At 66.4% G+C, this 15269-nt stretch carries 10 protein-coding genes; 6 read left to right on the top strand and 4 right to left on the bottom strand.

The genetic code is table 11. The features are described 5' to 3' along the window. Positions 1-12: 12 nt before the first annotated feature. Together ASD94_RS03975 and ASD94_RS03970 are read right to left on the bottom strand one after the other, a co-directional pair. On the bottom strand, positions 13-1131 hold the full coding sequence (locus tag ASD94_RS03975) for an ABC transporter substrate-binding protein (RefSeq protein ID WP_056638959.1): 1119 nt from the start codon (positions 1129-1131) through the stop codon (positions 13-15). 256 nt (positions 1132-1387) lie between these two features. Further along, positions 1388-2473, bottom strand: coding sequence for an ABC transporter substrate-binding protein (locus ASD94_RS03970; RefSeq protein WP_056639074.1), 1086 nt, complete (start codon positions 2471-2473; stop codon positions 1388-1390). A 242-nt stretch (positions 2474-2715) separates the two neighbouring features. On the opposite strand from ASD94_RS03970, the gene uvrA reads away from it, so the two are divergent. The 3 genes from uvrA (at position 2716) to ASD94_RS03955 (ending at position 9861) form a co-directional block, all read left to right on the top strand. Further along, on the top strand, positions 2716-8589 hold the full coding sequence (gene uvrA / locus ASD94_RS03965) for an excinuclease ABC subunit UvrA (protein WP_056638956.1): 5874 nt from the start codon (positions 2716-2718) through the stop codon (positions 8587-8589). Between the two features lie 199 nt (positions 8590-8788). Continuing rightward, positions 8789-9295, top strand: coding sequence for a hypothetical protein (locus tag ASD94_RS03960; RefSeq protein WP_056638953.1), 507 nt, complete (start codon positions 8789-8791; stop codon positions 9293-9295). Between the two features lie 212 nt (positions 9296-9507). Beyond that, positions 9508-9861, top strand: coding sequence for a hypothetical protein (locus tag ASD94_RS03955; protein ID WP_056638951.1), 354 nt, complete (start codon positions 9508-9510; stop codon positions 9859-9861). 74 nt (positions 9862-9935) lie between these two features. On the opposite strand, the gene ctlX is transcribed toward ASD94_RS03955, so the two are convergent. Next, entirely contained in the window at positions 9936-10874 is a 939-nt protein-coding gene (ctlX, locus tag ASD94_RS03950) for a citrulline utilization hydrolase CtlX (protein WP_056638948.1), read from the bottom strand. A gap of 125 nt (positions 10875-10999) precedes the next feature. Between ctlX and ASD94_RS03945 the strand changes: the two genes are divergently transcribed. From ASD94_RS03945 to ASD94_RS03935, 3 genes are all read left to right on the top strand, one after another. Further along, on the top strand, positions 11000-11431 hold the full coding sequence (locus ASD94_RS03945) for an Lrp/AsnC family transcriptional regulator (protein WP_015015737.1): 432 nt from the start codon (positions 11000-11002) through the stop codon (positions 11429-11431). Positions 11432-11571: 140 nt separating this feature from the next. Further along, positions 11572-12534 (top strand): tripartite tricarboxylate transporter substrate binding protein, encoded by a 963-nt coding sequence (locus tag ASD94_RS03940; protein WP_056638944.1) that lies wholly within the window; start codon positions 11572-11574, stop codon positions 12532-12534. A 72-nt stretch (positions 12535-12606) separates the two neighbouring features. After that, entirely contained in the window at positions 12607-14109 is a 1503-nt protein-coding gene (locus tag ASD94_RS03935) for an NYN domain-containing protein (protein ID WP_056638941.1), read from the top strand. A 3-nt stretch (positions 14110-14112) separates the two neighbouring features. Here the strand turns inward: ASD94_RS03935 and ASD94_RS03930 are convergent, their stop codons facing one another. After that, positions 14113-15180 carry a PfkB family carbohydrate kinase gene (locus tag ASD94_RS03930; protein ID WP_056638938.1) on the bottom strand — a complete coding sequence of 356 codons (1068 nt, stop codon included), beginning with the start codon at positions 15178-15180 and terminating at the stop codon, positions 14113-14115. Between the last annotated feature and the right edge of the window lie 89 nt (positions 15181-15269).

Here is a 15269-nt window from a genome sequence, read left to right as displayed (position 1 = left end):
GCCTGTGCCGTGTCAGCGCTTGAAGCGACCGTCGGTGCCGATGATGGACAGGTCCGAGAAGTCTAGCCCGCTGTGGTCGGTAGGGCTGTAGCTCAGCTCCATGCCGCCCAGATCCCACTTCCTGATACTTTCCAACCCCATGAGGAGTTTGGCGCTGTCGGGCTTGGCGCCTGCACGTTTGAGGCCTTCCACGAGTACCTTGGCGCTCACAAAACCCTCCAGCATGGCGGGCGTCAGGTCGCCGATATTCTTGGCCTTGGCCAGGTCGATGGCCTCCTTGACCACGGGGTAGTTGAGCGAGCGCTCCGACGGGAACACCTGCGTCACCACCACGCCCCGGGCCTGGTCGCCCAGGGCCTTCACAAACCCGCCCGACGCGTTGTTGGACAGCGTGACGATCTGGCCGGCAACGCCCGCAGCGCGCAAGGCCTTGATGCCATCGACCACCGCAGCGCCGGTGCCGATGAAGATCACGGCCTGGGGCTGCTTGCCGGCCACGCGCGGCGCGATGGCGCTGTAGTCGGGCTTGGCGCGGTCAAACTTCTCGATGAACAGCGCTTCGATGTTGTTGGCCTTGAAGCCGGCCTGGGCGCCCGCCAGGCCGTCCGCGCCAAACGTGTCGTCCACATGCACCACGCCAATGCGCTGGATGCCCAGCGTGTGCAGGTGCGAAATGGCCTTGGTCACCTCGCGCTGGTAGGGCGCGCGCACGTTGAACACGTATTTACTCACCGGCTGGTGCAGCGCAATCGCTCCGGTGGACGGGCCCACCAGCGGCACGCCATGCTGCTCCAGCACCGGGATGATGCCCTGTGTGTGGGGCGTGCCACGGGTCATGAACAGGCCGATCACGCCCTTTTGTTCGATCAGCGTGCGGGTGTTGTCCAGGGTCAGCTTGGGGTCGAACTTGTCGTCCAGCGACAGCACCTCCACCTTCTGCCCGCCCACACCGCCCTTGGCGTTGACGTGGTCGATGTAAAGGGCTGCACCCTGCATGGATTCGGCCACCGTGGCGGCGGCCGAGCCGGTGATGCCCACCGTCTGGCCGATCAGAATCTGTGCGTGGGCGGAACCGATGCCCAGGGCGGCAGCCAGGGCGCAGAGCGCACCGGCCAGGCCAGTTTTCTTCATGGGGTTGTCTCCTGCGTGTGGAGCGCCCGAGTGTAGGCACGCTCCAGCGCGGGACAACTGTAAAAACGCGTAGGTATAGGGATGTCCTGCATAACTCCCTGCGGTCGGTGGCAGCGCCGCCTCGGGCGGTTCGCAGCGTTGCTTTTCTTGCCAATAGCCCTGCTATTGGCTTCGAAAAGACGCCTTGCGCCCCATCCCGATCCGCACTACCACCGCCCCGCGAGGGTTATGCAGGACATCCCTGGAGTGCTGTCGCTCAGCGGCGGAAGCGCCCGTCCGTGCCGATGATGGACAGGTCGGCAAAGTCCAGCCCGGTATGGTCCTCGGGGCTGAAGTTCACTTCCAGCCCGCCCAGGTCCAGCTTCTTGATGCTCTCCAGGGCGGTCTGGATCTTCTCGCGGCTGGGCTTGGGGCCGGCGCGCTTGAGGCCTTCGACTAGCACCTTGGCGGCGGCAAAGCCCTCGAGCATGGCAGGGCTGATTTCGGTCAGTCCCTTGGCCTTGGCCAGTTCCTGGGCTTCCTTGACCATCGGGTAGGTCACGGCCCGCTCGTTGGGGAACACCTGGGTCACGATCACGCCGCGTGCGTTGGCCCCCAGGCTCTTGATGAAGCCGCTGGACGCGTTGTTGGACAGCGTCACGATCTGCGCCGCCGAACCCGCCGTGCGCACGGCGGTAGTGGCATCCACCACCGCGGAGCCCGAGGCCACCATCAGCACCGCCTGCGCGTCGGCCTTGGCCACCTTGGCGGCGATGGGTGCGAAGTCGGGCTTGGCGCGGTCGAACTTTTCGGACACCACGGCGGTCAGCTTGGCGGCCGCCAGTCCCTTCTGCGCGCCCTGGATGCCGTCGGCACCAAAACTGTCGTCGGCATACACCAGCGCCACGCGGCTGATGCCCATCGAAGCCAGGTGGGTGATCGCCTTTTCCGCCTCGCGCTGGTAGGTGGCGCGCACGTTGAAGATGTATTTGCGCACCGGCTGGTGCAGCACCATGGCCCCGGTGGACGGCGCCACCAGCACCACGCCATGTTTGTCCAGCAGCGGGAGGATGGCCTCGGTGTGGGGTGTGCCCCGGTTGAGGAACAGTGCGGAGACGTTCTTGTCTTCGATCAGCGTGCGGGCGTTTTCCGCCGCCAGCTTGGGGTCGAACTTGTCATCCAGGGAGATCAGTTCGATCTTCTGGCCATTGACACCGCCCTTGGCATTGATGGAGTCGATGTACAGCAGCGCACCGTCGGTGGTCTCCTTCACCCCGGCCGCCACCTGGCCGCTGAATCCTGCTGTCTGGCCGACCAGAATCTGTGCGTGGCTGGCCGCACTGGCCGCAAGCGCCAGGACCATGCCCGCCGCCCGCAGTTGCCATTGTTTTGTCATGGCGGTCTCCTCTTGTTGTCTATGGAGGCCGCAGTCTAAACCGATGTGGCGGGCCCGAACCTCCGCTTTTTGCCAGCCGCTGCCCCATTCCCCTTGCTTTGTCTACGGTCAAAAGCACCGCAGCGCGCCCCGGGGGTAATTGGCGTGCGCAGGAGCAAACGCCGGTGTCTCCCTAGAATGTTTCGCCTCACACCCGAAAGACCGCCTCCATGACCCAGGGACAGATCCGCATCCGTGGCGCACGCCAGCACAACCTCAAGAACCTGGACCTGGACATCCGCACCGGCGAACTGACGGTGGTCACGGGGCCGAGCGGCTCGGGCAAATCCAGCCTGGTGTTTGACACGCTGTACGCCGAGGGTCAGCGCCGGTATGTGGAGACCTTCAGCGCCTACGCGCGCCAGTTCCTGGACCGCATGGACAAACCCGCCGTGGAAAAGGTCGAAGGCGTGCCCCCGGCCATTGCCATCGACCAGACCAACCCCGTGCGCTCCAGCCGCTCCACCGTGGGCACGATGACGGAGCTGAACGACCACCTCAAGCTGCTGTTCGCGCGTGCGGGCCAGCTCTTTGACAAGCAGACCGCGCAGCCTGTGCGCCACGACTCGCCCGAGACCATCTACGCGGAGCTGCAGCGTCGCAGTGCCGAGGCAGGCGACCCGCGCATCGTGCTGACATTCCCCGTGGAACTGCCTGGGGGCACCTCCGCCGAACAGGTCGAGCAGTGGCTGTCTGCCAGCGGCTTCACCAAGGTGCAGGCCGAGCGCGAGGTGGCCACTCCCACCGGCCCGCGCAAAGTGCTGGACGTGGTGGCCGACCGCTTCCGCCTGGGCAATGCCGAGAAGGCGCGGGTGATCGAGGCGATTGAGGTGGCCCTTAAGCGCGGCACGGGGCGCTTGAATGTGTACCGCCTGGTGGACGAGGGCGAGCCGGAACTGTGGCGCTTTTCGACAGGCCTGCACTGCCCCGACAGCGACCTGCGCTACAGCGACCCCATCCCCTCGATGTTCTCGTTCAATTCGGCCGTGGGCGCGTGCGACAGCTGCCGGGGCTTTGGCCGCGTGATCGGGGTGGACTACGGCCTGGTCATTCCCAACGACAAGCTCACGCTGCGCGCGGGCGCGATCAAGACCATCCAGACCCCTGCGTGGAAAGAGGCGCAGGACGATCTCATGCGCCATGCCGAAACGGCCGGCATCCCGCGCGACACCCCCTGGTACAAGCTGACCGAGGAACAGAAGAAGTGGGTCATCGGCGGCGCGCCCGGCTACAAGGACGGGCAGTGGAGCAAGCAGTGGTACGGCATCAAGCGCTTCTTCGAATACCTCGAAAGCAAGGCTTACAAGATGCACATCCGCGTGCTGCTGTCCAAGTACCGCAGCTACACGCCGTGCCCCACCTGCGCGGGTGCGCGCCTCAAAACCGAAAGCCTGCTCTGGCGCATCGGCCGCAAGGAAGACGCCGATGCGGTGCTGGAGCCCGGCAAACGTTTCATGCCCGAGGGCGTGCAATGGTCGCGTGAGCAACTGGAGGCCTTGCCCGGCCTGTGTCTGCACGACCTGATGCTGCTGCCCATTGACCGGCTGCGCCGTTTTTTTGACCGCATGCAATTGCCGGTGGGTGACGACGCCAAGGGCGGCGATGCCCAGGCACTGAAGCTGCTGCACGAAGAAATCACCACGCGCCTCAAATACCTGTGCGACGTGGGCATTGGCTACCTCACGCTCGACCGGCAAAGTCGCACGCTCAGTGGCGGCGAGGTGCAGCGCATCAATCTCACCACGGCCCTGGGCACCAGCCTGGTCAACACGCTGTTCGTGCTGGACGAGCCCAGCATCGGCCTGCACCCGCGCGACATGCACCGCATCACCGAGGCCATGCTGCGCCTGCGCGATGCGGGCAACACCCTGGTGGTGGTGGAGCACGACCCGGCCGTCATGCTCGCGGCCGACCGCATGATCGACATGGGCCCCGGGCCCGGTCGCCTGGGCGGACAGATTGTTTTTGATGGCACGACGGCCGACCTGCGCCAGGCCGACACGCTCACCGGCGCCTATCTGGGCGGCCGCAAGCATGTGGGCTTTGGCTTCAAGCGCATGGTCACCGAATCGACCCCGCGCCTCATCCTGGAGGGCGCGCGTGAGCACAACCTGCAGGATGTGACGGTCGAGTTTCCGCTGCAGCGCCTGGTCACGGTGACGGGGGTGAGCGGCTCAGGCAAGTCGAGTCTGATCCAGGACGTGTTGGCCCCGGCGCTGCTGCGCCACTTCGGCAAGGCCACCGACAGCCCTGGCGCGCACGACCGCATGCTGGGCGCCGACCATTTGTCAGACGTGGTGTTTGTGGACCAGTCTCCCATCGGCAAAACGGCCCGTTCCAACCCCGTGAGCTACGTGGGCGCGTGGGACAGCATCCGCGAACTGTTTGCCGTGGCGCCGCTGTCCAAGCAGCGCAGCTACACCGCTGCCAAGTTCAGCTTCAACAGCGGCGACGGGCGCTGCCCGACCTGCGGCGGCTCGGGCTTTGAGCATGTGGAGATGCAGTTCCTGAGCGACGTGTACCTGCGCTGCCCCGACTGCGACGGCAAGCGGTACCGGCCCGAGATCCTGGAGATCACCATCGAACGCGGCGGCAAGACGCTGAACGTGGCCGACGTGCTGGCGCTCACCGTGGCCGAGGCGGCCGCCGTGTTTGCCAACGACCGCGACGTGATCCGCGCGCTGCAGCCCATCGTGGATGTGGGGCTCGAATATGTGGCGCTGGGCCAGCCTGTGCCGACCTTGTCCGGCGGTGAGGCGCAGCGCCTCAAGCTGGCAGGCTTCCTGGCCGAAGCGGCGAAGACAGCTGCCAAATCCCGCCAGGCCGTGGCGCGCAAAGGCACGCTGTTCCTGTTCGACGAGCCCACCACGGGCCTGCACTTTGACGACATCGCCAAGCTCATGCGCGCGCTGCGCAAGCTCATCGATGCGGGGCACTCGCTCATCGTCATCGAGCACAACCTGGACGTGATCCGCGCCAGCGACTGGCTCATCGACCTGGGGCCGGAAGGCGGCTACGCCGGTGGTCTCATCGTGGCCGAGGGCACGCCCGAAGATGTGCGGGCCCACGCCACCTCGCACACCGGGCAGGCACTGCGCGACTACGAACTGGCGCTGGGCGTGGGCGGCCACTCGGTGCACGAAAAGGCTGCCGCGCTACGAAAATCAGAGCGCCTTGCGCATATGGATCTAGCGCCTGCGGCCAAAAACGCCATTGAAATCGTCAACGCCAAGGAGCACAACCTCAAGAACCTGAGCGTGGACATTCCGCGCGGCAAGTTCAATGTGGTGACGGGTGTGAGCGGCTCAGGCAAGTCCACGCTGGCGTTTGACATCCTGTTCAACGAAGGCCAGCGGCGCTACCTCGAATCGCTCAACGCCTATGCGCGTTCCATCGTGCAGCCCGCTGGCCGGCCCGAGGTGGATGCGGTCTACGGCATCCCGCCCACCGTGGCCATCGAGCAGCGACTGTCGCGCGGCGGGCGCAAGTCCACCGTGGGCACGACCACCGAGGTGTGGCACTTTTTGCGCCTGCTGTACGTCAAGCTCGGCACGCAGCACTGCACCAAAGACGGCGCCGCCGTGCAGCCGCAAACGCCCGAGAGCATTGCCGCGCAGCTGCTCACGCAGTTCCGTGGTCAGCACATCGGCTTGCTCGCGCCGCTGGTGATGAACCGCAAGGGCGTCTACACCGAGCTGGCCGACTGGGCCCGCCCGCGTGGCTACACGCACCTGCGCGTGGACGGCAACTTTTTGCCCACCACCAATTTCCCGCGCATCGACCGTTTCAAGGAACACACCATCGAGCTGCCCGTGGCCAGCCTCGATGTGTCGCCGGAGCACGAGGCGGCGCTGCGCATCGCGCTGGCCGATGCGCTCACGCACGGCAAGGGCGTGGTGCATGTTCTCTCAGGCATCGCAGGCCTGCGCGAGGCCATGGAGGGCGGCCAGCCCACGGCGGGCATTGGTACGCTGCAGGCGTTCTCCACCAAGCGCGCCTGCCCCGTGTGCGCGACGAGCTATGCCGAGCTGGACCCGCGCCTTTTTTCATACAACAGCAAACACGGCTGGTGCCCCGACTGCGTGGGCACGGGCGTCAAGCTCACCAAAGACCAGCGCAAGGTGTTTGACGACTCGGTGCAGGACGACAAGGAAAAAGGCCGCGAGCAGACCTTTGCCGAGCCCGAGGTGGAAGACCTGGTCGACACGGCCTGCCCCACCTGCAGCGGCACGCGCCTGAACGCCACGGCCCGCGCTGTGCGGTTTGCAGGCGTGGGTATCACCGACATCGCTGCGCTGTCCGTCTCCGACGTGCGCCGCTGGGTGGAGACCTTGCGCGTGGAAGGCGGCATGACAGCCCGCGAGGCCGACATCGCCCGCGACCTGGTGCCCGAGATCCAGAGCCGCCTTGAATTCCTGGAAGAAGTGGGCTTGGGCTACCTCACGCTCGACCGGGGCGCGCCCACGCTCAGCGGGGGCGAGGCGCAGCGCATTCGCCTGGCCGCGCAGCTGGGCAGCAACCTGCAGGGCGTGTGCTACGTGCTGGACGAGCCCACCATCGGGCTACACGCGCGCGACAACCAGATTTTGCTCAACGCCCTGCACAAGCTCGGCGACAAGGGCAACACGCTGGTGGTGGTGGAGCACGACGAAGACACTATCCGCCGCGCCGACCACATCATCGACATTGGCCCGAGCGCCGGTAAGCGCGGTGGCCGCCTGGTGGCGCAAGGCTCGGTGAACGACCTCACGGCCGCAGAAGATTCACAAACCGGCCGCTACCTGCTGCATGCGATGAAGCACCCGCTGCAACTGCGCCGCAGCATGGTGGCGGGCGAGGTGAGTGCCGAAGCCACGGCGGCCTTTGCCCAGGCCGAGGCGGCAGCGCCCACCGGCCGCCAAAGCGCCGCCGTGAAGAAGCGCGCCGCCCAGGCCGCAGCGCTGGCGGCCGATGCACTCACCGAGGCCAAGGAGCGCGCAGCCATGCGCTGGCTGACGGTGCATGGCGCGCAATTGCACAACCTGCAGAACGTGACCGCCACCGTACCACTGCACCGCCTCGTAGCGGTGACGGGCGTGAGCGGCTCGGGCAAGTCCACGCTGGCGCGCGATGTGCTGCTGGCCAATGTCCAGGCCTGGGTGCAGCAGCGCAGCACCAAGGCTGGGCGCGATGCGATGGACGCGGGCAAGGCGCCGCCCTTGGTCGGTTGCACGGGCCTGTCGGGCTTTGAGAGCATCGATCGCGTGCTCGAAGTGGACCAGACGCCCATTGGCAAAACACCGCGCAGCTGCCCCGCCACCTACATCGGCTTTTGGGACACCATCCGCAAGCTGTTTGCCGAGACGCTGGAAGCCAAGGCGCGTGGCTACGCGGCCGGGCGCTTTTCCTTCAACACCGGCGAAGGCCGCTGCCCCAGCTGCGAAGGCGCGGGCGTGCGCACCATCGAGATGAGCTTTTTGCCCGATGTGAAGGTGCCCTGCGAAACCTGCCACGGCGCGCGCTTCAACCCCGAAACGCTGGCCGTGACCTGGCGCGGCAAGAGCATTGGCGATGTGCTGCAGATGGAGGTGGACGAGGCGGTGGACCTTTTCGCCACCATGCCTAGCATCGCGCACCCGTTGCAGCTCTTGAAGGACGTGGGCCTGGGCTACCTCACGCTGGGCCAGCCCTCGCCCACGCTCAGCGGCGGCGAGGCGCAGCGCATCAAGCTGGTGACCGAGCTGACCAAGGTGCGTGACGAGGTCGGCCGCCGGGGGCAGAAGGCGCCGCACACGCTGTATGTGCTGGACGAGCCCACCGTGGGCCTGCACATGGCCGATGTGGACAAGCTCATCCGCGTGCTGCACCGCCTGGTCGATGGAGGTCACAGCGTGATCGTGATCGAGCACGACCTGGATGTGATTGCCGAGGCCGACTGGATCCTGGACCTGGGGCCGGAGGGCGGCAACGCCGGTGGCCGCATCGTGGCAGCCGCTACGCCCGAAGAGGTGGTGGCGGCTGGCACGCACACGGGCAAGGCGCTCGCGCCGGTGCTCGCCCGCTGAGGCGTGCGGGCGTTGTGATGAGGGGGCTGAGGGCAGGGTACTGGGCCCAGCCTGGTGGATGGCGCACAGCCCTGTCGGCCCCTGTCCTACACAGTGCGCTGAACATCGCGCACGCGCTGCATGGAATGGGCTTCCTACGATGGGCTGCAGGGGATCGGCTCCCCACCTTTCATCCACATATTCAAGGACGCCCTTCACCATGAACGCTTTCAAATTCCTCAAGACCTGCACGGCCCTCGCGGCCACCTCCGTGCTACTGGTGGCCTGCGGTGGCGGCAATGACGACGACCCATCGCCCAGCAACGAGCCCGGCGTGCTCACGGTGAGCAATGCGACCGTGGACGGCCTCAACGGCGTGTACGGCAACGGCGCGCTCAACCTCACCGATGTGGACAAGAAGAACCCTGTCGGTTCGGTGCCCGAGTTGTGCACCTTCCGCTTTGACGGCGCCAACAAGGTGGGCTCGTCTGCCACGGCCTTCGGCGATATCCGCTATCGTCCCGACGCCACCAGCCTGCACCAGGTGTTCCTGACGTTCGATGGCAAGGAATACGGCAGTGGCGAACCTGCCGACACGGCCGTGGTGCGCGAGAGCGACCAGGTACGCTTCACCGGCAAGACGCTCACCGCCTCGGATGGTTCCGGCGCCACGCTGCGTGTGAGCGGCATTGTGCCCATGCGTCCGAACCGTCCTTCGGGCTGCTGACGCCAGGGTTCAGACCCTTTCACTGCTTGTCTCCCTCCCTGGCCCCTGGGGCCAGTTCAGCCCCTGCTGCGAGTGCGGCGGGGGCTTTTTTATGGTGCACGGGCTGGGTGCACGCCTGCCGCGCGATCTCGGCGTGCAGAGGCTCGCTGGCGGCACAATCCACCGGTGCAAGTGCGGCGCTGTGGCCGCGTCGCACTCCCCACCCGCCGCCCATGCCCGCACAACCCCCTGTCCCACCCACCGTGGTGTGGCTCCACCCCGAAGCGCCCGCCAAGCCGGTAGAAGGTGCGCCTTGCAATGGCTGTGGTCTGTGCTGCCTGGCCGAGCCTTGCCCGTTGGGTGTACTGGTCTCGCGCCGCCGCCGGGGCGCATGCGCGGCCCTGCGCTGGGACAATGCGGACCAGCGCTATTGGTGCGGCATGGTGGCCGACCCAGCCGGGGTGACGGGCATCACCCACCCCTGGGCGGTGCGTGCGATGTCGGCACTGGCGCGGCGCTGGATTGCGTCGGGCATTGGCTGCGATGCCCGGCTGGACGCGCAGGCGATGCCGCCTGACGGTCGGTAGGAATGTATTGCTATCAATTAAGTAGCTTTCTTGGTATATCCGACTGGCGCTACCGGTCGATTTGACTGAAATTCTCATGTCCCCACGCTGCGCCGTGCCAGATGCACGCCCGCCAGCATGCAGCGCACCGATCCGCCCGCCTGTTCGATGGTGGGCACCGCCAGCGGCAGCAGGCGCGCGCTGTGCTCGATGGTGGCCCGCTGCGCCGGTGTGAGGCTGGCCGCTGCCCGTGCAGACAATGCCAGCACCCGGCCCTGGGTACCCTGCAGCTCCAGCGCGTTGCCGGCAAATTCTCCAATCTGGTGGGGGCTCAGCTCGATGAGCTCCCGCCCCGTTTCGCGCAGCCGCGCGCACACGGCGTTGCGCCGCGCCGGGTCGGTGATCAGGTGAAAACCGCCCAGCGCAAAGTCAGTGCCCACACACAGCATCACATTGGTGTGATAGCACGGGTGGCCCTGGGCATCGGCCGTGGCAAAGGCCATGGGCTCGTAGTTGAAGTGTGTGCAAAAGCGCTCCAGGGCCACGGGGTTGGCACGGTTGGATTGCGCGGTGTAGGCAATGCGACCGATGTGGTCGAGCACCATCGCCCCGGTGCCTTCCAAGAACATGCCGTCCGCCTCCAGGCCCGAGTAGTCGATCACGTCCTGCACGCGGTATTCGGCCTTGAGCAGCTCGATCACATCGCTGCGCCGCTCGCGCCGGCGGTTCGGTGCATACATCGGGTAGATGGCCACATGCCCGCCCGCATGGGTGGAGAACCAGTTGTTGGGAAACACCGCGTCGGGCGTGTCCCGCTCACCGGGGTCGTCGAACAGGTGCACGCGCACACCCGCGTCCTCAAGGCGCTCTGCCGCGGCCGTGACCTCGGCAAATGCGCGGCGTGAGGTTTCGCTCATAGCGTGCTGCGCGGTGCGCACCTGAAAGGCGTTGTCGGCGGCGGTTTCGGGGTTGAGGTGAAAGCGGTGCGGGCGCACCATCACTACGGCGCTGGGGGCTTGGACTGAGGCATGCATGGCGGAGCGGGGTGTGAAAGAGGAGGGGCGGCCTAGAATTTTCTTGGCAGCCCTCGCTATCCTCTAGCCTCAGAACTGGTCAAAATGACGCAGAAATTGCCTTTCTGCCAGTTCTGAAACTCACTATGACCAAGCTCGACGACACCGACCGCGAAATCATCAGCATCCTGCGTGCCGACGCCCGCACCCCGGTCGCCACGCTGGCGCAAAAGCTGCGCGTGTCACGCGGCACAGTGCAAAACCGCCTGCACAAGATGGAGGAGAGCGGCGTCATCACCGGCTACACCGTGCGCCTGCGGCCCGACTCCGAGCCCCAGCGCATCCGCGCCTGGATGAGCATTGCCGTGGAGGGCAACGCCGCCCCCGCCGTGATCCGCGCGCTGCGCGGCGAGCCCACGGTGGGCACGCTGCACACCACCAACGGCCGCTGGGACATCGTTGCCGAGGTGCGCGCCGAGAGCCTGGAGGCGTTTGACGCAGCCCTGGGCCGCATCCGCCTCACGCCCGGCATTGCCAACACCGAAACCAGCATCCTGCTGTCCACCTACAAGGCGTGACGCGGCGCCGGCGATGCACTGGCTCAAGGGCTGCGTGCTGGCGCCTTGGTGACGTTGGCTAGGGGGTTTCCGCATACCCTCCCCGCGCGGCCTGCAGTCCAATAGCGAGTCCGTGTTTTCGCTTTTTCAGGAGCCCCGCCATGCAACGTCGCCAGATCATCCAATGGGGAGCCGCCAGCCTGGTCGCCCCCGCATTCCTGGCACAGGCCCAGAGCTTTCCCAACAAGCCCATCAAGCTGGTCATCGCCTTCCCGGCCGGTGGCCCCACCGACATCACCATGCGGTCGCTGGCCGACAACGCCAGCAAGATCCTGGGCCAGCCCGTGATCGTGGAAAACAAGCCCGGTGCAGGCGGCACATTGCCCGCACAGCAGCTGCAAACTTCTCCAGCCGATGGCTACACGGTGGCGCAGATTCCGCTGGGCGTGTTCCGCCTGCCATACACCACCAAGATCAACTGGGACCCGGTCAAGGACATCAGCTACGTGCTCAACGTCACCGGCTACGCGTTTGGCCTGGTGGTGCCCGCCGACTCGCCGCTCAAGACCTGGACACACTTCGTGGCCTGGGCTAAGGCCAACCCGGGCAAGCTGAGCTACGGCTCCACCGGCACCATGACCAGCCCGCACCTGACCATGGAACTCATCGCGCAGCAGCTGGGCATCGAGCTGCTGCATGTGCCCTACAAGGGCAGCGCGGATCTGATGCAGTCCATCCTGGGCGGCAACATCATGGCGGCGGCCGACTCCACCGGCTTTGCGCCGCAGGTCGAGGCCGGCAAGCTGCGCGTGCTCAACACCTGGGGCGCCGAGCGCCTGGCCAAGTTCCCCGATGCGCCCACGCTCAAGGAGCTGGGCCTGAATCTGGTGCAGAACTCGCCCTTTGGCATCGGCGCGCCCAAGGGCACGCCCGATGCGGTGGTCAAGCGCCTGCATGACGCCTTCAAGCAAGCCATGGAGCAGGACAGCTACAAGACGGCCCTCGCCCGCTACGACATGGTGCCCATGTACATGAGCACCTCGGCGTACAAGAAGTTTGCGCAGGACACGTTCACGCGCGAGAAGGCGCTGGTCGAGAAACTGGGCTTGGCCAAACCCACCTGAGGCTACGCTCTTTGGAGGGGGCAATGCGTTCCGTGTGATGATCCGCAGCATTGAACGGAACTCACACACGATATGGCATCCCCCTCCGACAGCATCAGCATGGCCCTGTTCTGCGACTTTGAAAACGTCGCCCTGGGCGTGCGCGATGCGCAGTACGAAAAGTTCGACATCAAGCCCATCCTAGAGCGCCTGCTGCTCAAGGGCTCCATCGTGGTCAAGAAGGCCTATTGCGACTGGGAGCGTTACAAGGGCTTCAAGGCCACGATGCACGAGGCGAACTTCGAGCTGATCGAAATCCCGCACGTGCGGCAGTCGGGCAAAAATTCTGCCGACATCCGCCTGGTGGTGGACGCGCTGGACCTCTGCTACACCAAGTCGCACGTCAACACCTTTGTCATCATCAGCGGCGACTCGGACTTCTCACCGCTCGTGTCCAAGCTGCGCGAGAACAACAAGCAGGTGATCGGCGTGGGCGTGAAGCAGTCCACATCCGACCTGCTGATCGCCAACTGCGACGAGTTCATTTTTTATGACGACCTAGTACGCGAAAACCAGCGCGCCCAGGCCCGCCGCCAGAGCCCTGGCAGCAACCCGCCACCCGCGCCCCGCCGCAGCCCCGAAGAAGAACGCAGCCGCAAGGAAAGCCAGGATGCGCGCCGCACCCAGGGCGTGGAGCTGGCCGCTGAGACCTTTGAGGCCCTGCTGCTGGAGCGCGGTGACACGGGCAAGATCTGGGCCTCGGTGCTCAAGGAGGCCATCAAGCGCCGCAAGCCCGATTTCAGCGAAGGACGTTATGGCTTCCGCACCTTTGGCAACCTGCTGGAAGAAGCGCAGGCGCGTGGGCTGCTGGAGTTTGGGCGCGATGAAAAATCGGGAGCGTATGTGTACCGCAGCCATGGTGGGCCGAGCGCTCCAGCCGCGCCCGTACGGCCTGAAGGCACCGGTGAGCGCACCAATGACCGCACCAGCCAGGGCGGGGCGACACGGCACGATTTCCATGCGGTGGCAACGGCGCCTGACCTGCGTTCTGAGGGGGACGAAGGGCACGGCGCCTCGGGCCGCAGCCGAGGGCGTCGCGGGGAAGGTACGGACCGCGCAGACCGCGTAGACACTCGCCCCACGCAGCGCAATGAACACTTTGAGGCCGAGCAGGTCGAGGCTCCCGCTGAGCGCCCGGCCAGCCGCTATTTCAGCCAGCCTGTGGCTCCTGAGGCGGTGCTGCCAGAGCCGGTGATTGACACCACCCCCCTGCAAGAGCTGCGCGCCGAAGTGGAAGAAGGTGAGGACACGCCGGAAGGCGGAGCATCCACCGAGGCCGATGGCCCGGAAGCCTCCACCCCTCGCCGCAGCCGTGCGCGCAGTGGAGATGGCGCAAAGCCCGGCGCCAGCCCCCGCAAGGCAGCCGCGCCCCGTGCACGCGGCACGCGTGCTGGAGGGGATGCGGTAAGTGCCGAGTCCTCTAGTGCTACGCCGGAGGCCTCTGACGCCGAGGCAGAAGGTGCCTCGGCCGCCAAGGCGCCCGCTGCCCGTCCACGCAGCCGGGCCCGCAAGCCGGCTACCAAACCCGCTGAGTAAGCGTTAGCGGGCTGCGGCGGTGGCCGCGCGCCGCAACGCCAGCCTTTCGCGCACCTCTTCGTAGCGCGGCGGCGTGCAACCCGCCCGCTCCACACAGTGGCTGGCGCTGGCCAGCGCGTGGTGCAGCACGGCGCGCAGCCGGGCTTCCGTGATGGGCGCCGTGATGCCCCCCGCGCGCAGGGCCAGCGCTTCTTCTCCCCGTTCGGGTCCGGCCAACAAGGCGGTGATCAGCCCCGCCAGAAAACAATCGCCCGCCCCCACGGTGTCCACTACCGTGATTGGCGCCTCTTCGCGCGCATGCACGGCCAGCCCATTACGTTGCAGCAGCCAGGCGCCTTCTGGCCCCAGGGTCAGGGCCAGCCATTGCGCCTGTGTTTGCTGCTGCAAATAGTGGGCGCGTTCCAGCGCGGTGGCGCCCGGCACGGCCAGCGCGTCCAGGTCGTCGTCGCTCACCTTGATGAGGTGGGCGTGTTGCAGGGCGGCCATCACGTTGGCGCGGTAGGCCTCAGCATCGTCCACGGCCGACAGGCGCAGGTTGGCGTCCACCACCACCATGCGGCCCGCTGCGCGCTGTGCTGCCAGCCAGGGCTGGTAGATGGCAGCGTCTTGCGCCACCAACGCCAGGCAGCCCGTGGCCACCACCTGCAGGTCGGGTACCGCAGCGCAAGCAGCCGTCAGTGCCGCGGCCGTCACCTGGCGGTCGGCCACGCCATCGCGGTAGAAGCTGTAGCTGGCCTTGCCCTCGGCATCCAGCGCGGCCAGGGCCAGCGCACTGGGCGCACGCACTGGCGTAGGCGCTGCCAGGGCCACACCCGCTTCGTGCAGACCACGCGCCAATTGCCGCCCCAGCATGTCGCCCGATAGCGGGTTGAGGTACTGCGTGCCCACGCCCTGCAGGCCCAGCGCGCGGGTGAGGTTGTAGACCGCGCCGCCCGCGCAGGGCTTCAGGCGGCCATCGGGCTCTTCGATCAGGTCAAACAAAGCCTCCCCCGCCGTGGCCACCCGCAGCGGCGATGCGGTGGGTGCGCTAGAGGTGGGGGTAAAACCGGCGGGCTGGATAGGGAAAACCATAAGTAAATCCACTTGATTTATTAACTTGTCGGCCACTATAGTTCGATCCCATCCACCCGACAAGAGTGGTTCACCTGCCAGCCGCGCAG

The sequence above is a fragment of the Acidovorax sp. Root70 genome, assembly GCF_001428225.1.
In the GTDB taxonomy this organism is placed as follows: domain Bacteria; phylum Pseudomonadota; class Gammaproteobacteria; order Burkholderiales; family Burkholderiaceae_C; genus Acidovorax.
This window is presented reverse-complemented; position numbering and strand designations above follow the sequence as displayed.